Origin of the sequence: Vibrio owensii, from assembly GCF_002021755.1 — a bacterium.
In the GTDB taxonomy this organism is placed as follows: domain Bacteria; phylum Pseudomonadota; class Gammaproteobacteria; order Enterobacterales; family Vibrionaceae; genus Vibrio; species Vibrio owensii.
Genome location: NZ_CP019959.1, coordinates 1,026,261 through 1,045,065, shown reverse-complemented (window position 1 = coordinate 1,045,065; position 18,805 = coordinate 1,026,261). Strand labels below are relative to the sequence as shown.

The following is an 18,805-nucleotide window of genomic DNA, read 5'->3' as shown; positions in this document are numbered from 1 at the left end:
GCTAATCATTCACTAAAATCATTGTTCCTTACTCAAAGCCCTCAACTTATGTTGAGGGCTTTGTTTATTTTTCTGCGGAAAATAAGCGTGATCAATGTCTGATTATTTTTTACTGATAATTAAGTTCGTAATTTAGAAAGAAAAGAATAGTGTGATCTTGATGCTTGTTTAGTGCTTGATTTGAGAGTGTAACTAGCCTGACTTCACACTTTATTTTTTTGACGAATTTTTAGGTTTTATAGCAAGATTCTGTATTTAATAAACTTTTTTGGATTTCGAAAATGTTGATTTGAATTGGATCACTGTTTTAAACGATTTATTTTTCAATGCGAATTAAATTGCGCAGTATTGCTGTCGCCAGGGAGGCACATCCCAATGTTTGCGATGAAGGGCAAGTGATAGCCGGACATCTCATCGCATAACGTGAACAAATAAAGGCAGTAATTATGAAAAACGTTTTTGCACTAAGTGCACTTTCTCTTGTTTTCGCATCAAGCGCTTTCGCAGGCTCATCTTACGTAACGGGTAACATCCAATTCCACGATGATGGCCGAATTCACGGTTCGGACATGACATCAACGCTAGAAGCAGGCCACACTTTCGATAACCAATTCGGCGGCTTCACGGTTTACACTGAGTTTGACGGCATTCAACTAGGTAAACTAGAAACTGAAAACGGCGGCGCAGGTAACACAACACCAGCAATCACTGTGGGTGGTGAGCAAGCATTTAACATCACTGATCACCTATGGGTTGCAGCAGGATACCAACACCTATTCTCTGCGGGTGAGAGCATCCAATACCGTCCTTTGGTTAAAATCGGCTACAACTTCGATAACGGTATCTCGCTAAGCAACCGTACTCGTGCACACATTGATGCAACAGACGCTGATGCAGATACAGATTACCGCATGGATAACCGCATTGGTTACGCGATGAATGAAGACGTGACCTTCAGCTACAACAACGTTTACATGATTGAAGCAGAGACCATGGACCACGAGTTGCGTGCAACATGGACTCGTAAAGGCGTACAGCCATACTTTGAGTTCCGTAGCCAAGCTCACGGTGCAGAAAACTCAGCGGGTGACAGCCTAGTGAACAACGCGTTCGTGTTCGGTGCGTCTTACGGCTTCTAATTAAAAAGTTTGTCTTAACTGTCCATTAAGAAAAAGCCCAACGGTTTGAATCGCTGGGCTTTGTTTTTATTGGTCGTTACCTTTGTGGTAGCGGTATTCGTAAACCTGACCTTTCTCGTTGTAGGCGTAAACAGCGTAGCTGTCTTTCTTATCGCCGTACTCCATGCCCGGTGAGCCCATTGGCATACCCGGTACAGTCAGGCCTTTTGCATTTCGAGGTGGGTTTTCCAAAAACGCTTTAATGTCGTCTGCAGGAATATGACCTTCAAATACGTAGCCATCGATCTCTGCGGTGTGGCAAGAGTAAAGCTGTTCGTTCTTGATGCCCAAATCGCGTTTGATCGCATTCATGTCATCATGCAGCTTCTCTTCCACAGTAAAGCCGTTCTCTTCCATGTGTTTTGTCCATTCGCCACAGCAGCCACAGTATGGCGATTTGTGGTTGATGACATCAGCGGCTAATACGTTCGCCGATGTGACAGCAAGCATTGTAAAGGTCAATAGTTTCAACTTCATAATATCCTCGAGAAGAAGTGTCGCTTACTTAATGGTAAACAGTCGTAGTCGATTTGCATTACTGACGACCGTGATTGAAGACAGTGCCATCGCTGCACCAGCAACGACAGGACTGAGCAAAAATCCAAACGCTGGGTAAAGTACGCCTGCGGCGATAGGGATACCCAACGAGTTATAAACAAAGGCGCCGAACAAGTTTTGTTTCATGTTCTTAAGTGTCGCGCGCGAAAGTTCAATCGCATGCACAACGGCCATTGGTGATGTATTGAGAATGGTCATTTGTGAGCTTTCGATTGCAACGTCACTGCCACTTCCCATTGCGACACCAAGATCCGCCAGCGCAAGGGCTGGCGCGTCATTGATGCCATCACCGATCATCGCCACTGTGCGGCCTTGAGATTGCAGCAGTTTAATATGTTGTGCTTTCTCGTCGGGCATCACTTGAGCGATGACTTCATCCATGCCGAGCTCTTTACCGATAGCATTGGCTACGTGTTGGTTGTCGCCTGTGAGCATGACGGTTTTTATGCCCTGCGATTTTAATGCAGACACCGCTTGCTTGGCATCAGATTTAATCGGGTCAGCGATGGCAATTAAACCAATCAGTTCATTGTTCAGAGCCACAGCCACTGGTGTCCATGCGTTGTTTGCACAATCTTCAATCGCTTGCTTCATTGAGCTGGTATCAATCTGCTCGGTTTGCATAAATTGCAATGAGCCAATGAGTAGCGGTTGTGCTTGGTAAGTCGCGGTGATGCCACGGCCACGAATGTTCTCGAATGCGCTCAATTCAACACTTTCAGTCTTGTGCTTTCTCGCGTAATCACACACGGCTTTTGCCAATGGGTGCTCCGATTGACGCTCTGCCGCGAATGCCAGAGCAAGCATGTGCTCTTGGCTGGTGGCGTGAGTAAACACTTGCTGCACACTCGGTTTACCTTGAGTAAGCGTGCCAGTTTTATCGAATACGACCGTGTCGATTTTGCTCGCCAACTGCAGTGCGTCAGCGTCTTTGATCAGAATGCCGAGCTCTGCGGCTTTACCGACACCAACGGTGACCGACAATGGCGTTGCTAAGCCTAGCGCACAAGGGCAGGCGATGATCAGTACGGTGGTCGTTACCACAAGCATGTAGCTGGCTTTAGGTTCTGGACCTACGGCAAACCAAACCAAAGCAGCAAGGATTGCGATGCCGACCACGACCGGAACAAATACCGATGAAATCTGGTCTGCTAATTTGGCAATGGCAGGCTTACTGCTTTGCGCTGTGCGTACCATGCGAATGATTCGAGCCAGCATGGTGTTCGCGCCGATGCCCGTTGCTTCAATGACTAATCCACCATCGGTATTTAATGTACCGGCAGACACTTGTGCATCTTGCGCTTTTAACACTGGTACGGGTTCACCGGTTAGCATCGATTCATCAATGTACGATTCACCCTGTATCACAACGCCATCTACTGGCACCTTCTCGCCCGGTTTGATGCGCAGTTTCATGCCTAGCGTGATTTGCTCAACTGCGATCTGCTGGTCACCTTGTTCTGTAATCGCAGTCGCTTGCTGAGGTTGCAGGTTAATCAGAGCCTGCAATGAGCGTGTTGTGTTGGCTTTGGCTTTTGCTTCTATATAGTGACCAAGAGAAATTAAGCCGATGATCATTGCGCTCGCTTCAAAGTACACGTGGCGTGAAGCAAGAGGGAACCAGTCTGGGAAAATCACCACAAGCATTGAATAGAACCACGCCGCACCAGTACCTAGCGCTACTAAGGTGTCCATGGTGGCGCGTTTGTGAGTGGCTGCTAACCATGCGTTAGTAAAGAAGTGCTTACCCGCGGTTGCAAGCAGTAAGAGACACAGAATACCAATCGCGCCCCAAGCTAGCTGGTCGTTCGTATTGCGAATCACCATGTTGCCGCCAAACACTCCCCACAACATCAGTGGCGCACCGACAACTAAGCCAGCAATAGCATCTAGCTTGAAGCGTTTTTGTTGGGCAAGTTGTTGAGCTGCTTGCTTTTCTTGTTGGGTTGCTGCGTCTTGCAAGATCTCTGCTTGGTAACCGGCCTGTTTTACGGATTCAACGATCGCTTGGTGAATGGCTTCTGTATCTTGAGTGGCGAACACTAATGCACTTTGCTCAGCAAGGTTTACTTGTGCTTTCTCAATGTCTTCTACTTTAGTAAGTGCTTTTTCTACTGAAGAGACGCAACTCGCACAAGTCATGCCTTGAATCAGCATTTGCAATTGAATACTCGCTGGTGGCACCTGTACATCTTTAATATTGCTTTGCTTTTCTGCCTGTTTAATCTCTGGTGAGCTTTCTTCTTCTACTTCAATAGAATCAAGGCTAGCGGTATAGCCAAGAGTTGCCACAAGATCGATCACTTGCTGCTCTGAGAGTAGGGTTGTGATATCGAGTTGGGTTGTCGATGCTTGAAACGCAATGACGTCTTGATTCGCTTCTAATAAAGAAGAGAGCTTCTTCACGCAGCCGCCGCAGCTCAATCCAGCTAGGTGGAACTGATATTGATGTCCTGCGTGATAACCCAGCGATTCTATGGATTCAACAATAGAAGAAAGAGGGGACTCGGTTTTCACCTCAACCATGGTCGGGGACAAATTGATGATCTCAACACTGTGATTGGTATGTAAAGCTTTCTCAACTTTTCTCGCACAGCCCATGCAGTTGAGCCCTGACATAGGTACAACGAACTGATACATAATTTGTCCTCAATAATAGTAATGAGCAGAGCATAAACCTTCCTGCAAGGGGAAGGTCAAGTTTTTCGACGCGAAACAAATTCGTCAAAATCGACGTTATTGCACAGCCTTTGTGCAGGGATTGTTGCGAGTTATCTCAAAGTTTTTTCTCTCTGAATATAAAGTTCCGTTAAAACGCCTAAAAGTTGAGTGAAGGCGCTCACGATTTTTGAGCTTTTTATATAAAAACAGAGAGAGATTGAGTGGTTTTGACGTTTTTATATTTTTATTTTCCACTATAAGTTATTGTTAATTATTGGTTTATATTGCTTTTGATCTTCTGATTTTGAACTTGCTCAGATTGCGGTTTGGAAAGTTTTTTACTGCGAAAAAAGTTTGTCATATTTGCCCCGTCCACACATTGTTTCAAGTTCCTGCAATGTCCTAGTTAGCGAATTTGAAAATGGAAAAAACTAAAAATATAGGGGTTAAAAATGTCTTACCTAAAGAAAAGCCTACTTGCTACTGCAATCACAGGCATGATGTTCAGTGGTTCAGCTTTTGCTGATGGTGCAAACAGTGATGCAGCGAAAGAGTACCTAACTAAAGACTCTTTCTCTTACGAAGTTTACGGCATTATCGCGATGCAGGCCGCGTACCGCGATTACGATTCTGGTAGCAAAGCAACTGACGACGATTTGGGCGGCATGCAGCTAAACAACGAATCACGTATCGGCTTCCGTGGTAAAAAGCAATTCGCTAACTTTGAACCAACGTTCATTTGGCAAATCGAAGGTGGCTACGTAGACCCAAGCTTCGGTGGTGAAGGTGCAGGTCTTGGTGAGCGTGACACATTCGTAGGTTTTGAAAGCGCGTCTTGGGGTCAAGTTCGTCTAGGTCGTGTTCTTACTCCAATGTACGAGTTGGTTGACTGGCCAGCATCTAACCCAGGTCTAGGCGATGTTTACGACTGGGGTGGTGCGATCGGTGGTGCTAAGTACCAAGACCGTCAATCAAACACAATCCGTTGGGACTCTCCAATGTTTGCTGACAAATTCTCTCTAGATATCGCAGCGGGTGCAGGTGACAAAGCTGGTCTAGGTGAAGGCGACGATTACTGGGGCGGCATCGCGGCTCACTACAAGTTAGGTCCACTACAATTGGATGCTGCGTACGAAGGTAACCGCAACATCGAAGGTGAAGGTCAAACTTGGGAAAACAACACGTACCTAGTAGGTGTTCAAGGTTGGTTTGAAAACGGTATCTCTTTCTTCGCTCAATACAAATACATGGAAGCTGACGCAAGCAACGGTGTAAACGAGAAGCAAGATGCAATGTCTGCAGGTCTGATGTACACAACAGGTGACTGGCAGTACAAACTGGGTTACGCAGCAAACTTTGACCTAGAACGTGACGGTAAGACAATCGACAACACAGCAGATGATGTACTATCTGCACAGATCATGTACTTCGTAGACCCATCTGCAGTACTTTACGCTCGTGCACGTACTCTAGACTTCGGTGACGGTGCGTCTCAACTAGACGATAACACTAAAGCACGTTGGAAGTCAGCTGACTACGACGAGTTCTCTGTAGGTGTTGAATACTACTTCTAATATAGAAGCAGCTAAAAGGGCGGAAACGCCCTTTTTGTCTTGATACTTATTCACATAAGCCATTGGAATGACCGGCCTGTTAGTTTCAGTGGCTTATCTAAATTGGTATAAGACGAGAAAACCATGATGAAAAAAACAACCACACTATTAGGACTTTGCGCAATCCTTTCTGCGCCTGCATTTGCTGCTCAACTGACTCTGCAAGCGGAATTGGTTCCTCGCGTTCTCAACAGTGAGTTCGTCTACCCTGAGTGGATCTCTGATAACAACAGCATCAAAGTTGAAGATGGTGCAAACCAACTTGCTGTGAATGTTGGTCAAATTGTATTTGAAGATGGCAAGCGTCGTAAATTCGATTCACAGCCGCTTCTACTTGAGTTCGATGCACCGAAAGATGCAGAGCTCACGCTGACATACAATAAGTTCCGCACTATTGAAGAAGCCAAAGCATTTGAAATGGATCCGAAACTGACGCTTAAAGATGCAAGTGGCAAAGATGTTGAGTTTTCAATGGTTCAACTTCGCAAAGGTGGCCTACAAGGGTTCCGCGACTATGAACGTGAAGTGGCTGATTACAACAAAGCAATGAACAAGCAATCGACGAAAGCAAGCATCGCGGCGTCTCCGGCAGTCACTAAGACATTAAAAGAGTCCTTCAGTGATCTAAGCCGTCAAGAGCAACAAGAATTTATGCAGTGGGCGATGCAGAACCTGAAATAATCGGCATTCGTAACTTTCTTTTGCGATAGCTTTTCTGTTGTTCTAAGTATTTTGTCGCTATAAATAAGAGGGCAGTACCTTAATCGGTGCTGCCCTGTTTGTATTTCTGGCGTTAAACCACACGGAAGGATTGTAGAATCGACTTACGGTGGTAAAATGTCGCCACTTTTATCCTTGATATTACAACGAGAGCCCTCTCGTTGCTCATTACCCCTAAGGAACTCTGATGACGGTTAAAACTCGTTTTGCTCCTAGCCCAACTGGCTACCTACACGTTGGTGGTGCGCGTACTGCACTTTACTCTTGGCTATACGCTAAAAACCAAGGTGGTGAATTCGTTCTACGTATCGAAGATACTGACCTTGAGCGTAACTCTCAGGAAGCGGTTGATGCGATCCTAGAGGGCATGGAATGGCTAGGTCTTGAGTGGAACGAAGGTCCTTACTTCCAGACTCAACGTTTTGATCGTTACAACGAGATGGTTGATAAGCTTCTAGAAGAAGACAAAGCATACAAATGTTACGCATCTAAAGAGCTGCTAGACGAAGTTCGTGCAGAGCAAGAAGCAAACAAAGAAATGCCTCGTTACGATGCTAACCATCCAAAGATCAAAGCGGCAAACGAAGCGGCAAAAGATGGCGATCCATGTGTTATCCGTTTCCGTAACCCGAAAGAAGGCAGCGTAGTATTTGATGACCAAATCCGTGGCCGTATCGAAATCAGCAACACACAAATGGATGATCTGATCATCCGTCGTACTGACGGTTCGCCAACGTACAACTTCTGTGTAGTGGTTGACGACTGGGATATGGGCATCACTCACGTAGTGCGCGGTGAAGACCACATCAACAACACGCCTCGTCAGATCAACATCTACGAAGCACTAGGTGCGCCAGTACCAACATTCGCACACTGTGCAATGATCCTAGGTGATGACGGTGCGAAACTGTCTAAGCGTCACGGCGCTGTATCAGTAATGCAATACCGCGATATGGGTTACCTACCAGCAGCACTAAACAACTACCTAGTGCGTCTTGGTTGGTCTCATGGTGATCAAGAGATCTTCACTCAAGAAGAGATGATCAACCTGTTTAGCCTAAACGCAGTATCTAAGTCAGCGTCAGCATTTAACACTGACAAACTGCAATGGTTGAACAACCACTACATTAAGAACTCAGATCCAGCGTACGTTGCAGAGCACCTACAATGGCACCTAGATCAACAAAAACTAGACGTTACAAACGGCCCAGCTATCACTGAAGTGATCAAACTAGTGGGTGAGCGTTGCAACACGCTAGTTGAGCTAGCTGAGCAAATCCGTTACTTCTACGAAGACTTCGCTGAGTTTGAAGCGGGCGCAGCGAAGAAACACCTACGCGGCGTTGCTAAAGAGCCTCTAGAGCTTGCTCTAGCGAAAGCAGAAGCACTGACTGAGTGGACGACAGCGAACATCAAAGATGGCGTTATCGCAGCAGTATGTGAAGAGCTAGAAATCGGCATGGGCAAAATCGGTATGCCACTGCGCGTAGCAGTAACAGGTGGCGGTCAGTCTCCTTCTGTAGACGCAGTAATGGAACTGATTGGCAAAGAGCGCTGTGTTGCTCGCATCAAGATGGCGCTTGAGTTCATCGCTGAGCGTGAAGCAAACGCATAATTGCCTGAATAAATAGTCAAAAGCCGCGATAAACTTCGCGGCTTTTTTGTATCTTCTGCTAGGAAAACGGCCTAATTTCACCAAGGTCGGTTGTCCTTTATGTATCTTTTATCATCAAGTTGCTCAAAAATTGATAAGTTTTACTTATCCAAATATAACCTTTGCAAATGCGTATTTGCTTGTTTCATACGAAATATCTCTCTGAATTAAAAACACAATCCATAAAGTTCCCCATTTATCGTCTCATTAATGAGAAGTTAATTTGCTTTACCTATTCTTTTTCGAAATATCGCGCAAACGTTTGCTTCATTGTCGCAGCTCGCTTTAGAGTGCTCTAGATCACATTAAGTCATGCTTTTCGATGACATTAAATTGACAGTTTTGGGATTTGTCTCGGGATTTCTTGGAGTTATAGTGCTCGCCGTCAGTGAGGGAGCGATATGCACCACTGACCAGGAGGTATACCCAAGTGACTTTTATGCAAACAGTCGGAAGTTACTTCGGTATCAAACTCAAAGGAACTGAATAAAAGAATTGAAATACAACGTCAGTCAGGCGGCGCATTTCGTTACGAACAAGAGAACTTCTTTTAGAGGAATCAATAATGAAAAAACTAGCAGCGGTAATTTCAGCTTCTTTACTTATGGCTTCAGCAGCACACGCAGAAGTATACGTGGGCGGTAAGATGGGTAAGTCTTGGATGGAAGACGCTTGTGTAGCTGGTCAAGCTTGTGACAAAGATGGCTCTACTCTAGGTGCTTTTGTTGGTTACGAAATGAATGACTACTTCTCAGTAGAAGCTGGTTTCGACAACCTAGGTGACTTCGACCAAACTTCTTTCGGTGGTCACGTAGAAGCAATCACTCTTGCTCCTAAGTTCAGCCTACCAATCACAGAAGACATCGCACTTTACGGTAAAGTGGGTGGTGCTTACCTAATGATGAACGATGGTAAAGATGACTACTCTTACCTAGGTGCAGCTGGTCTTGAATTCAACATCAGCGAAAACGTAACAGCACGTGCGGAATACCAAACAATCACAGACATCAACAACGATTCAGTGAAAGCAATGGGCAACTCTGCAACTCTAGGCGTTGCATTCAAGTTCGGCGGTAACGACGAAGTTGTTGTAGAAGAAGAGCCAGTAGTTGAAGAAGTGGTTGTAGAAGAAGTTGCTCCAGTAGTAGTAACTAAGACTTTCGAAACTCAAACAATCGGTACTGGTAGCTTCGCGCTAAACAGCACTACTCTTAAACCAGAGAGCGCTGCGAAACTAGACGACCTAGTAGCATTCCTAAACGAGTACCCACAAGCGAACGTTGACGTAATTGGTTACACAGATACTTCAGGCCCAGCAGCTTACAACCAAAAAGTTTCTGAGAAGCGTGCTGAATCTGTAGCTAACGCTCTTGTAGAAAAAGGCATCGACGCAGATCGCATTCACGCTCGTGGCGAAGGTGAAAACAACCCAATCGCTTCAAACGAGACTCGTGAAGGCCGTGAACAAAACCGTCGCGTAGAAGTTGTTGTTCCTGAGTTCGAATACCAAGTTCAGCAATAAGCTCCTATCTGACCGTTAGAAGCCTTAAGCGCTGAATGCCCCAAAGAGTTCGCTCTTTGGGGCTTTTTTACATCTGAATTTAGATGTTTCAAAAAAGAATCAACACTGATGCTATTTACAGTTTTGTATTTTATTACTTTAATTATCTATGAGTTTTGCTTACCCTTTTAGCTATTAATAGAATTATTAGTTAGCACTATGTCTAAGAGCAATTTAATTACAAATACTGGACACCGCTTCATTTCAAAAGGCAAGACAGCCTTTAAGATTCATATCCACACACCGGAAGATACTGTTTTGCATCGTTCCGTCGGATTCGTGCGCATTGGAGAAAAGAGAGGTCTTAAGAAGGCCATCAAACTGCGTAATGAGCTCGGGCGTGAGATGTGGGGGAAGTTTTGGCGGAGACTATTGAAAGACCCGTACTTAATGACGCGGTTGCCACACAGTGTGGAGCCTAAGATAGTCCACAAACCAAACCCGACGCTGGATGACCCAGACAACCGTGACACTTGTTATATTGCAAAGTGGCGTGAGTTTAATGACGCTGGCGAATACAAGTACAAAACGGTCGTGCGGTCTATCAACAAGTACGGCAAGCTTGCGGCTTATATGCAAACCAAAAAAGCCTTGCTTGATGCACACAAAGACAACCTCGAAATCTTGACCTTTATGGGGCGTCTCAACAGCATCGACCTCAAATAGCGATGCGGTTCGCTTCTCTTGTTTTCCTTTCTCTGAGCAGTAGACATAAAAAAGCCTTAGCTTAAATAAACTAAGCTAAGGCGATGAATGGCGCCCCCAGTAGGATTCGAACCTACGACCTGTCCCTTAGGAGGGGACTGCGCTATCCAGCTGTGCCATGGGGGCGTAATCAAATAAGATGCGTTGCCTATGATATTCAAAAGCAAGCATATCGCAAAGCTTTATACGCGTTGCTAAAGCATCTTGTTCATTACGTCGCCAATTTGCACACTAGAGGCAAGGTTTGGCTGCTCAATAGTCAGTTCCGCTTCGTGTTCGTAAACACGAGTTACTCTTAGGGTAATATCGCTCTGAGAGACCTTATTACGCGGTAAGCCGTTTTGGTCGATGAAAGACGCTGTGTGCCACAATTGCAGCTGGTCACCCTCTTGTACGCCGTGCATGCGGCCAAGATCCATGGTTACAGTATTGCCAAATACAGCAACGACCTCTGGCAGTGTGATTTTACAAGACAGCTCTGATTCCAAATCCAACATAATGTTGCGGCTAACGCGCAGCATCATCTCACCGTAAGTCGATGCCCAGAAACGAGCACTGCGAGTATCGACTTGGCTGGTTTTAGCAAATGGCCATCGCGCCACTTCGCGGTAGTTCTTGTGGTAAACCTCGTGGCCTGTTTTTCCGTCGAAGACTTTCATCTCCATCGCAAACTGGCGGTTGATCACGTCGTCTTTAAGCAACTTGGCATCGATCGTAGCGGTCAAGTCGGTAATGACCCCGCCGATGATGTATTGCGCGCCATTGTCTTGCGCGATCATCTTAGTGCGCTCTGGGTAATTAGCACTGATGGAGTAATCGGTAGTACCAACAGACACAAAACTGCGTGAGGTTTGATCAAGCTGACGATTGACCACGTGGCTAAAATCATCACCAACATTGTAAATTTGGCCCATGACCGCTTGTTGAGGAGAAGCGACATCGATGTTGCCGACTAAGATCGTCTTCTTGTATTGATCCACGTGGCAACCCGTTGCCGATGGATAAATATCCACTCGGATCCTCATTTCCACCTTGCCGCTGCGTTTACGCTCTGACTCGACCAGGATGTAACGTACTTCATGGTTGGTGAATTGGTACTCTTTGCGGTTTTCTTCCAGCAATGGCATCAAGTTACTGATACTGCCAATGTCTGCGCCCGAAAAGTTGACAGCCTTGAAGAGCGCATCTTCCAACGCATGCAGCCTTGCCGCTTCTTCAGAAGAAACGATAGTGGCAACGCCTGTCACTTCATACCAAGATGCCGCCGCACGAAATGGCGTCATCAATATGAAAGTGATTGATATTAGGCTAAAAAATAATTTTTTCATTGTTAGTAACCGTTCGGGTATAAATATTGCTTTACCAATTTCAGTGAAGTTTGGTGGGCTTTTCTTTCGTTCGACAAACAGAAGAAAAGCAAAGACTGTTCCAAGATTACGTTTTATTGAAATGAAGTCTAAAAAGAGCAGTAACACCTAAGATTATCTGGAGAATCAAACCATGAAAAGATGGCTTGTTGCCGCATCGATGATGACGCTTTTAACATCGTGCGCGTACTCACCAATTTACAATGGTAAAGAACCGTATTCTGGCAGCCAATTCATGCTGATGGACAGTCCGCGTCATACGATGGACTATTTCATTGAGAGCATGACGGAAGAGCTGATGGTTTCGAACGTTGCAGTATCGTCGCGTACACCGATTGCGATTACTTCTTTTGTCGATCTGCAAAACATGGATGCAACCAACTGGCTTGGTAACTCGGTATCGGAAGGGTTTATTCATCAATTCCAACGCCGAGGTTTTAAAGTCGTGGATTTCAAAACCACAGGTTCAATCCAAGTGACTCAGCAAGGCGATTTCGCACTGAGCCGTGATTGGCAAGATTTGGCACAAGAGCAAGAGATCCAGTACGTGCTGACAGGCACTATGCTTCGCCAAGAAGGTGGTGTGTTAGTGAATGCTCGTGTTGTAGGCATGCAGAGCCGCATCGTGGTTGCAACGGCGCAAGGTTTCTTACCTGCGGATCGTATTGGCCGTGATTTGGATACGCTGAACAGCATCCGCACCCAAGATGGCGTGCTTATTCGTTCTGACCCTACTATTCGTCAGCCATACACTGTGATTCTCCGCCCGTAGGAAACTAGCATGAAGAAGTTATTATTTATTATCACAACATTGGTGCTGGTGGGATGTCAGCCTCTACAACAGATGCGCCAAGATGAGATTTTGTTGGCGGTGGGTTATGCAAGCGTGAGTGAGCAAACTGGCCGTACTGTCGAAGAGAAACGTGTTCGTGCGATGCGTGCGTCTAAGATTGATGCCTACCGTGAACTTGCTGAGCAAGTGTATGGTATGAGAGTGAGTGGGCGTGCAGAGCTTGCTGATCAACGTCTAGGCATTGAAAGCACATCGGGCGCGGTAGATGGCGTTATTCGAGGTGCAGAAGTGGTACGTAGTTACTTAGTGGAAGACAGCTATGTGACAGAGTTGCGTTTGGATATCCGTAAGATGGATAAACTGCGTGACTACGGTGAAGTACAACAGGTGCCTGAGAAGCGTCAGCAGACCTTGTTCTAACACAACTTCACAAACAGATAATCTATTTGAGCGACGGGTTGGCAACAATCGGTCGCTTTTTTATACGTATGAGCTTTGTACGCGAGAGTTTTATGCGCGTTGGTTTATGAACGTTAGGTTTGGGTTACGTTTTGGCTATGTTTTGGGGAATAGAGTCACTGGCTAAAAGACAACGTCGATAGAGTAGTCGTGGGATGAGCTCAAAGAGAGTTAGGCTTTAATGTTAGTGCCTAGAGTCGAAATGGTGTGCGTTTTGCCGCCGGCGTTGTAGGTCATACCGACCTTACCGTGGGTACGCTGAAGCATGTTGTTAAGTTTATTGAAACTGGATTGAGCACGATTGAGCGATTCACCGTTCATTTGGTTTACTTGCTGACAATCGAGAATGATAGATTGGATCTGTGCGACAACCTGACTTAGGTTTGCATCTTCGGTAAGTTGATTGACGTGCGGGTGAGAGGCGATTCGCTGGTCAGTTGTTCTTAATTGACCAATGAGTGTCATCTTTTCTTTGGCAAGTTTCTCGATCTCAGTAGACACACGTGCGCTGATCGCCTGTGTTTCTTGACGTAACACACCAGAAAGTGCTTTTGCATTTTCTAGCTGGAAGTTAACAAGATCGACTAATGCTGCCATGAATTCTTACCTTGGGCCTAAGTCAGTTAGCTTTTGCCTTGCAATTCGTTTTCAAACTTGATCATGTTGTCCGCCAGTTTCTCTGGGTCAACTTTGTATGAACCGTTTGCAATTGCTTCTTTGATTGCCGCCACTTTTGCGCTGTCATAAGCCGGAGAAGCTGCCATATCCTTCTGGAGTTTGCTGACTGCTTTGCCTTGTTGGCTTAGTGATACCGCGTCTTGTTGTGCTGGCGCTTTTTTCGATTCTGTAGTGCTGGTTGCACTAGAATCCGTTCGTGCAGGTGCGCGACTTGTCGTCGTCATCATCTGACCTGAACGTATATTATCTATACCTGCCATGTTTCAACCTTAAACTCGTATCGTAATACTGGTATCCAGACTATCGACCAAGGGCAAAATAACTTTAGTGATTTTTTGCATTTTTATTGATCGATTTGCCGTACACCAACCAACCCTAGAAGGTGATGGTGATTTCCGCAATGCCTGTCACAATTCCTTCTATTATACGTTGGGACTTATCATTTTTCACTCTTACTTGATCTCCAGCGGATCCATCCTGTAATGCCGTGCCCTGCGTGGTGATCGTCATACCCGATTTTACTGCTTTGATCGTGACTTTCTCATTGCGGCATACCACGCAGACATCATTGCGTTCTACAACATCACCAAGGCGAACGTTACGTTTTAGCTTTGAACCGATCACTTGATCAATATTGCTAAAACCATCTTTACGAAAACGCTGTAATTCGATCATTGAAGTCGTCACATCAGAAGCACTGATGATCTCACCACGGCCGAGTTGACGTGTTGAAACGATCATCGGAACCGATGCTGAGATCCTCACAGGAACATAAACCTTCCAGTCATCGACGGGGCATTCAACCAATACGTTGATGTTACTGCGTGTGCTACTGGTTGAAGATGCAGATGTATCAAGGGGCTCTGGGCAATCGGTGGCTTTGATACGTGGATCAATATTTGCCGCATTGACGGACAAATTTCCTCCCGCTGGTTGCTCTACCGTGCTAAGAATGTGCTGCTCGGCGGCGGTTCGGATTTGCTCGATCTGACTTTCCGTTGCTGAATGAACAAAAAAGCTAAACATACTGAGCAAAATGCCGATAGACTTAGCGTACTTTGTAAATAACGCTCTACATATTGTCATAGTAAATGGTGTTGAATTCATATTATGATACGCCATACTGTTTCTCTGGTATTATGCCTGCCAGTCGTAGAGTATCATTTAAAAACAAAAAGTTTGAGATGGAGATGAGCATATGACGGGGATTCTTGACTCGGTGAATCAGCGTACGCAACTCGTCGGCCAAAACCGATTGGAACTACTCACTTTTCGGTTGATGGGACGACAGCGCTACGGCATTAACGTATTCAAAGTAAAAGAAGTACTACAGTGCCCTAAGCTGACTTCGATGCCAAACCTACACCCGCTAGTGAAAGGTGTCGCTCATATCCGTGGCCATACCGTGTCAGTGATTGACTTAAGTTTGGCAATTGGTGGCCGTCCAACGACAGATATCGATAAATGTTTTGTTGTGATTGCTGAATTCAACCGTACTATCCAAGCGTTCTTGGTGTCTTCGGTTGAGCGCATTATTAACATGCACTGGGAAGCGATTTTGCCGCCGCCTGATGGTGCTGGTAAAGCGCACTACCTAACAGCGGTAACAAACATCGACAACGAGCTAGTAGAAATTCTGGACGTTGAGAAAATCTTGGCAGAGATTGCACCAGTAGACGAAACCATGGATTCAAGCATCGGCGAAGAGATCGCAGTTGCTGAACAAGAGAAGCCAATCGTGCGTCGCGTATTGATCGCAGATGACTCGACGGTGGCGCGTAAACAGGTTGAGCGTGCAATTACTTCAATCGGTTTTGAAGTTGTCTCTGTGAAAGATGGTAAAGAAGCGTACAATAAGCTGCTTGAAATGGCACAAGAAGGTAGCATCTACGATCAGATCTCTTTGGTCATTTCAGATATCGAAATGCCAGAGATGGATGGCTACACACTAACGGCCGAAATTCGCCGAAATGCAGATTTGAAGAACCTTTATGTTATCCTGCACTCCTCATTGAGTGGCGTCTTCAACCAAGCGATGGTTGAGCGCGTAGGTGCTAACACCTTCATTGCGAAATTTAACCCAGATGAATTGGGTAACGCGGTTAAATCTGCATTAACACAATAAAAGAGACATTAATGACTGCTATTACAATCAGTGATCAAGAGTATCGTGACTTTAGCCGTTTTCTAGAATCACAATGTGGCATCGTATTAGGTGACAGTAAGCAATACCTAGTGCGCAGCCGACTGAGCCCGCTTGTGACAAAATTCAAGCTGGCGTCGCTGTCGGATTTGCTACGTGATGTCGTGACTGGCCGCAATCGTGAACTACGCATTGCCGCTGTTGATGCGATGACGACTAACGAAACATTGTGGTTCCGAGATACTTATCCGTTCACGGTATTAGCTGACAAACTGTTGCCGGAGATGGCGGCAAACAAGCGACCAATCAAAATTTGGTCGGCTGCGAGCTCTTCAGGCCAAGAACCTTACTCAATGGCAATGACGATTCTGGAAACGCAGCAGCGTAAGCCGGGTTTATTGCCAAGCGTGTCGATCACCGCGACGGATATTTCAGCAAGTATGTTGGATATGTGCCGTGCGGGTGTTTACGATAATCTTGCCTTAGGTCGTGGTCTTTCGCCTGAGCGTCGTCGCACCTTCTTTGAAGATGCAGGCGATGGCCGCATGAAAGTCAAAGACAACGTAAAACGCCTAGTGAACTTCCGTCCACAAAACTTGATGGAGAGCTACGCGTTAATGGGTAAGTTCGACATCATTTTCTGTCGTAACGTACTGATTTATTTCTCACCAGAGATGAAGTCGAAAGTACTGAACCAAATGGCAAACAGCCTAAACCCGGGCGGTTACCTACTGCTGGGTGCGTCAGAATCACTGACGGGTTTGACAGACAAATTTGAGATGGTGCGCTGCAACCCAGGTATTATTTACAAGTTAAAGTAGCGACAAGCTAAAATAGCGGACTCTTTTAACCACTTCAAAAGCCTGACCTTTGTGTCAGGCTTTTCTTTTTTCTCCCACTTTTCTCGTTTCATTCTTGCTTCCTTTTTCCCCTCTCTGCTGTAAAAGCCAGCGTCATTTTTGCCTATGGGCAGGCATCGGGTGTATATTTTTTAGTGAGCCGAGCTGATTACTTGGCTCGATATGACATTTCATCAATCACTTTGGCTTGCTTATTGCAATCCATTACCTCGATAACTGAAGCGGCAAAACGGCATGTTCTATTTTTGGCACGCTAATTGCTTTTTAGTTATTAATAACGGTCAGTTCTTAATGTAGAGGCAAACATGGCTATATCTTTTGACAACGCACTAGGCATCCACCAGTACACGGTGGGCGTACGTGAGCGCAATGCGGAGGTGATTTCCACCAACATCGCGCAAGCTAACACGCCTGGCTACAAATCAAGAGGTTTAGATTTTGCTAAGGAATTGCAGGCGGCAACATCTGGGGCAAGCATTGGTCTTAGCCGCACAGATGGTCGGCACATTCCTGCCACTACGACGTTGGTCGGGGACAAACTATATCGTCTTCCTACGCAACCAGATACGGGCGATGGCAACACGGTAGATTTGGATTTAGAGCGTAACTTATTTATGCAAAACCAAATCAGACACCAAGCATCACTCGACTTTCTAGGCAGCAAATTCAAGAACTTAACCAAAGCAATCAAAGGGGAATAATTTAGATGAGCTTATTTAACGTTTTCAATGTGACAGGTTCCGCAATGAGCGCTGAATCCGTTCGTCTGAATACTACCTCAAGCAACTTGGCGAACGCCGACAGTGTCAGCAGCTCTGCGAAAGACACTTACAAAGCGCGTCATGCTGTATTTGGTGCAGAGTTAAGTAACGCCATGCGTGGCGGTGATACGGTGCCAGTGAAAGTGATGGGTATTGTAGAAAGCGATAAACCGCTGAATGCGGAGTACAACCCAGACCATCCCCTTGCAAACGACGAAGGCTACATCTACAAGCCTAACGTCAATGTAATGGAAGAAATGGCAAACATGATTTCGGCTTCTCGCGCATACCAAACCAATGTGCAAGTAGCGGATTCTAGTAAACAAATGCTGCTGCGTACGCTGCAGATGGGTCAATAAGGATAAGGAGGTAGCGTATGGCCGGAATTAACAACGTTGGTCAAAGCGGCTTGTCCTATATCGACCAGCTTAAGAGCCTACAAGAGAACAAGAAGACTGAAGAGAGCACAGGTAAGCAGGACCTGAAACAGGAAGACTTCCTATCTTTGCTCACTAAGCAATTGTCTCAACAGGACCCTTTTAAGCCGGTAGGTAATGACCAGATGATTGCGCAAATGGCGTCATTTGCGACCGTAGATGGCATCGGCAAGATGAACTCTCAGTTCGAGAGTTTGAACTCGTCAATGACATCAAACCAAGCGTTACAAGCTTCCTCTTTGGTTGGTCGTGACGTATTGGTCCCAGGTGCGGCGGGTGTAAAGCAAGACAATGCAACAATGGCGGCAATGGTTAAGCTTGCACAACCTCTCGACAACCTGTTTGTTCGAGTGGAAAACGAAGCGGGCCAATTGGTGCGTACTTTTGAGGTAGGTGCGAAACCAGCCGGCGACACTCGTGTGCTTTGGGACGGTAATGATGAAAACGGAAATCCAATGCCTGCTGGCAAATACAATGTGAAAGCGTCTGGCTTGGTAGATGGGGAGTCGCAAGAGTTCCCAGTGTCTACTTACGCCAACGTGAACAGTGTATTGCTAGGTAAGGGCGACGGAAACGTATTACTCAATCTGGCAGGTTTTGAATCGCCAGTTCGACTTGCAGAAGTATTGGAAGTCGGCAAAGCGTAATTCAATAGCA

Annotated in this window: 19 protein-coding genes and 1 tRNA gene; 13 read left to right on the top strand and 7 right to left on the bottom strand. The window is 45.8% G+C overall.

The window, feature by feature from the left end:
* The first annotated feature begins 446 nt into the window (after nucleotides 1-446).
* Complete coding sequence (locus tag A9237_RS04530; RefSeq protein WP_005438618.1) at nucleotides 447-1,139, top strand: oligogalacturonate-specific porin KdgM family protein; 693 nt, start codon at nucleotides 447-449, stop codon at nucleotides 1,137-1,139.
* 66 nt (nucleotides 1,140-1,205) lie between these two features.
* On the opposite strand, the gene A9237_RS04525 is transcribed toward A9237_RS04530, so the two are convergent.
* Both A9237_RS04525 and A9237_RS04520 read right to left on the bottom strand, forming a co-directional pair.
* Nucleotides 1,206-1,655, bottom strand: a complete 450-nt coding sequence (locus A9237_RS04525; RefSeq protein ID WP_009705665.1) for a DUF411 domain-containing protein — start codon at nucleotides 1,653-1,655, stop codon at nucleotides 1,206-1,208.
* A gap of 24 nt (nucleotides 1,656-1,679) precedes the next feature.
* On the bottom strand, nucleotides 1,680-4,376 hold the full coding sequence (locus tag A9237_RS04520) for a heavy metal translocating P-type ATPase (protein WP_078607760.1): 2,697 nt from the start codon (nucleotides 4,374-4,376) through the stop codon (nucleotides 1,680-1,682).
* A 473-nt stretch (nucleotides 4,377-4,849) separates the two neighbouring features.
* Here A9237_RS04520 and chiP point away from each other — a divergent pair, with 473 nt between their 5' ends.
* From chiP to A9237_RS04495, 5 genes are all read left to right on the top strand, one after another.
* The gene (gene chiP, locus A9237_RS04515; protein WP_005438625.1) at nucleotides 4,850-5,971 is read left to right on the top strand and encodes a chitoporin; all 1,122 of its coding nucleotides are present in this window, start codon (nucleotides 4,850-4,852) and stop codon (nucleotides 5,969-5,971) included.
* A gap of 123 nt (nucleotides 5,972-6,094) precedes the next feature.
* Entirely contained in the window at nucleotides 6,095-6,691 is a 597-nt protein-coding gene (locus A9237_RS04510; protein WP_038896402.1) for a YccT family protein, read from the top strand.
* 226 nt (nucleotides 6,692-6,917) lie between these two features.
* Nucleotides 6,918-8,345 carry a glutamate--tRNA ligase gene (gene gltX / locus A9237_RS04505; protein WP_020196224.1) on the top strand — a complete coding sequence of 476 codons (1,428 nt, stop codon included), beginning with the start codon at nucleotides 6,918-6,920 and terminating at the stop codon, nucleotides 8,343-8,345.
* 604 nt (nucleotides 8,346-8,949) lie between these two features.
* Nucleotides 8,950-9,906, top strand: a complete 957-nt coding sequence (locus A9237_RS04500) for an OmpA family protein (RefSeq protein WP_020196223.1) — start codon at nucleotides 8,950-8,952, stop codon at nucleotides 9,904-9,906.
* Nucleotides 9,907-10,104: 198 nt separating this feature from the next.
* Nucleotides 10,105-10,611 carry a hypothetical protein gene (locus A9237_RS04495; RefSeq protein ID WP_027726697.1) on the top strand — a complete coding sequence of 169 codons (507 nt, stop codon included), beginning with the start codon at nucleotides 10,105-10,107 and terminating at the stop codon, nucleotides 10,609-10,611.
* Nucleotides 10,612-10,699: 88 nt separating this feature from the next.
* Here A9237_RS04495 and A9237_RS04490 read toward each other — a convergent pair.
* Both A9237_RS04490 and A9237_RS04485 read right to left on the bottom strand, forming a co-directional pair.
* Nucleotides 10,700-10,776, bottom strand: a tRNA-Arg gene (locus tag A9237_RS04490).
* A 68-nt stretch (nucleotides 10,777-10,844) separates the two neighbouring features.
* Nucleotides 10,845-11,978, bottom strand: coding sequence for a flagellar assembly protein FlgT (locus A9237_RS04485; RefSeq protein WP_032802617.1), 1,134 nt, complete (start codon nucleotides 11,976-11,978; stop codon nucleotides 10,845-10,847).
* A gap of 172 nt (nucleotides 11,979-12,150) precedes the next feature.
* On the opposite strand from A9237_RS04485, the gene A9237_RS04480 reads away from it, so the two are divergent.
* Together A9237_RS04480 and flgP are read left to right on the top strand one after the other, a co-directional pair.
* On the top strand, nucleotides 12,151-12,789 hold the full coding sequence (locus tag A9237_RS04480; protein WP_005425606.1) for a FlgO family outer membrane protein: 639 nt from the start codon (nucleotides 12,151-12,153) through the stop codon (nucleotides 12,787-12,789).
* Nucleotides 12,790-12,798: 9 nt separating this feature from the next.
* Entirely contained in the window at nucleotides 12,799-13,230 is a 432-nt protein-coding gene (gene flgP, locus A9237_RS04475; protein WP_078607759.1) for a flagellar assembly lipoprotein FlgP, read from the top strand.
* A gap of 210 nt (nucleotides 13,231-13,440) precedes the next feature.
* On the opposite strand, the gene A9237_RS04470 is transcribed toward flgP, so the two are convergent.
* The 3 genes from A9237_RS04470 to flgA all read right to left on the bottom strand — a co-directional run bounded on the left by A9237_RS04470 (nucleotide 13,441) and on the right by flgA (nucleotide 15,069).
* Nucleotides 13,441-13,866: a flagella synthesis protein FlgN gene (locus A9237_RS04470; RefSeq protein ID WP_005438640.1), complete on the bottom strand. Its 426-nt coding sequence runs from the start codon at nucleotides 13,864-13,866 to the stop codon at nucleotides 13,441-13,443.
* A 26-nt stretch (nucleotides 13,867-13,892) separates the two neighbouring features.
* Nucleotides 13,893-14,207, bottom strand: a complete 315-nt coding sequence (flgM, locus tag A9237_RS04465) for a flagellar biosynthesis anti-sigma factor FlgM (protein ID WP_005425628.1) — start codon at nucleotides 14,205-14,207, stop codon at nucleotides 13,893-13,895.
* Nucleotides 14,208-14,322: 115 nt separating this feature from the next.
* Nucleotides 14,323-15,069, bottom strand: coding sequence for a flagellar basal body P-ring formation chaperone FlgA (gene flgA, locus A9237_RS04460; protein WP_078607758.1), 747 nt, complete (start codon nucleotides 15,067-15,069; stop codon nucleotides 14,323-14,325).
* A 76-nt stretch (nucleotides 15,070-15,145) separates the two neighbouring features.
* Here flgA and A9237_RS04455 point away from each other — a divergent pair, with 76 nt between their 5' ends.
* The 5 genes from A9237_RS04455 (at nucleotide 15,146) to flgD (ending at nucleotide 18,795) form a co-directional block, all read left to right on the top strand.
* Nucleotides 15,146-16,072 carry a chemotaxis protein CheV gene (locus A9237_RS04455; RefSeq protein ID WP_005425637.1) on the top strand — a complete coding sequence of 309 codons (927 nt, stop codon included), beginning with the start codon at nucleotides 15,146-15,148 and terminating at the stop codon, nucleotides 16,070-16,072.
* A gap of 11 nt (nucleotides 16,073-16,083) precedes the next feature.
* The gene (locus A9237_RS04450; RefSeq protein WP_005438646.1) at nucleotides 16,084-16,911 is read left to right on the top strand and encodes a protein-glutamate O-methyltransferase; all 828 of its coding nucleotides are present in this window, start codon (nucleotides 16,084-16,086) and stop codon (nucleotides 16,909-16,911) included.
* A gap of 344 nt (nucleotides 16,912-17,255) precedes the next feature.
* Nucleotides 17,256-17,651, top strand: coding sequence for a flagellar basal body rod protein FlgB (flgB, locus tag A9237_RS04445; protein ID WP_005425594.1), 396 nt, complete (start codon nucleotides 17,256-17,258; stop codon nucleotides 17,649-17,651).
* 5 nt (nucleotides 17,652-17,656) lie between these two features.
* Nucleotides 17,657-18,070 carry a flagellar basal body rod protein FlgC gene (flgC, locus tag A9237_RS04440; RefSeq protein WP_005425613.1) on the top strand — a complete coding sequence of 138 codons (414 nt, stop codon included), beginning with the start codon at nucleotides 17,657-17,659 and terminating at the stop codon, nucleotides 18,068-18,070.
* A 17-nt stretch (nucleotides 18,071-18,087) separates the two neighbouring features.
* Nucleotides 18,088-18,795 carry a flagellar hook assembly protein FlgD gene (gene flgD / locus A9237_RS04435; protein WP_005425626.1) on the top strand — a complete coding sequence of 236 codons (708 nt, stop codon included), beginning with the start codon at nucleotides 18,088-18,090 and terminating at the stop codon, nucleotides 18,793-18,795.
* The last annotated feature ends 10 nt before the right edge of the window (nucleotides 18,796-18,805 follow it).

Bases quoted from the DNA above. Each gene is read 5' to 3' on its own strand.
- flgD (WP_005425626.1), top strand. From the start codon at position 18,088: ATGGCCGGAATTAACAACGTTGGTCAAAGCGGCTTGTCCTATATCGAC.
- A9237_RS04520 (WP_078607760.1), bottom strand. From the start codon at position 4,376: ATGTATCAGTTCGTTGTACCTATGTCAGGGCTCAACTGCATGGGCTGT.
- A9237_RS04500 (WP_020196223.1), top strand. From the start codon at position 8,950: ATGAAAAAACTAGCAGCGGTAATTTCAGCTTCTTTACTTATGGCTTCA.
- A9237_RS04525 (WP_009705665.1), bottom strand. From the start codon at position 1,655: ATGAAGTTGAAACTATTGACCTTTACAATGCTTGCTGTCACATCGGCG.
- flgA (WP_078607758.1), bottom strand. From the start codon at position 15,069: ATGGCGTATCATAATATGAATTCAACACCATTTACTATGACAATATGT.
- A9237_RS04485 (WP_032802617.1), bottom strand. From the start codon at position 11,978: ATGAAAAAATTATTTTTTAGCCTAATATCAATCACTTTCATATTGATG.
- A9237_RS04530 (WP_005438618.1), top strand. From the start codon at position 447: ATGAAAAACGTTTTTGCACTAAGTGCACTTTCTCTTGTTTTCGCATCA.
- A9237_RS04495 (WP_027726697.1), top strand. From the start codon at position 10,105: ATGTCTAAGAGCAATTTAATTACAAATACTGGACACCGCTTCATTTCA.
- A9237_RS04470 (WP_005438640.1), bottom strand. From the start codon at position 13,866: ATGGCAGCATTAGTCGATCTTGTTAACTTCCAGCTAGAAAATGCAAAA.
- A9237_RS04450 (WP_005438646.1), top strand. From the start codon at position 16,084: ATGACTGCTATTACAATCAGTGATCAAGAGTATCGTGACTTTAGCCGT.
- flgC (WP_005425613.1), top strand. From the start codon at position 17,657: ATGAGCTTATTTAACGTTTTCAATGTGACAGGTTCCGCAATGAGCGCT.
- A9237_RS04455 (WP_005425637.1), top strand. From the start codon at position 15,146: ATGACGGGGATTCTTGACTCGGTGAATCAGCGTACGCAACTCGTCGGC.
- flgB (WP_005425594.1), top strand. From the start codon at position 17,256: ATGGCTATATCTTTTGACAACGCACTAGGCATCCACCAGTACACGGTG.
- flgM (WP_005425628.1), bottom strand. From the start codon at position 14,207: ATGGCAGGTATAGATAATATACGTTCAGGTCAGATGATGACGACGACA.
- A9237_RS04510 (WP_038896402.1), top strand. From the start codon at position 6,095: ATGATGAAAAAAACAACCACACTATTAGGACTTTGCGCAATCCTTTCT.
- flgP (WP_078607759.1), top strand. From the start codon at position 12,799: ATGAAGAAGTTATTATTTATTATCACAACATTGGTGCTGGTGGGATGT.
- A9237_RS04480 (WP_005425606.1), top strand. From the start codon at position 12,151: ATGAAAAGATGGCTTGTTGCCGCATCGATGATGACGCTTTTAACATCG.
- gltX (WP_020196224.1), top strand. From the start codon at position 6,918: ATGACGGTTAAAACTCGTTTTGCTCCTAGCCCAACTGGCTACCTACAC.
- chiP (WP_005438625.1), top strand. From the start codon at position 4,850: ATGTCTTACCTAAAGAAAAGCCTACTTGCTACTGCAATCACAGGCATG.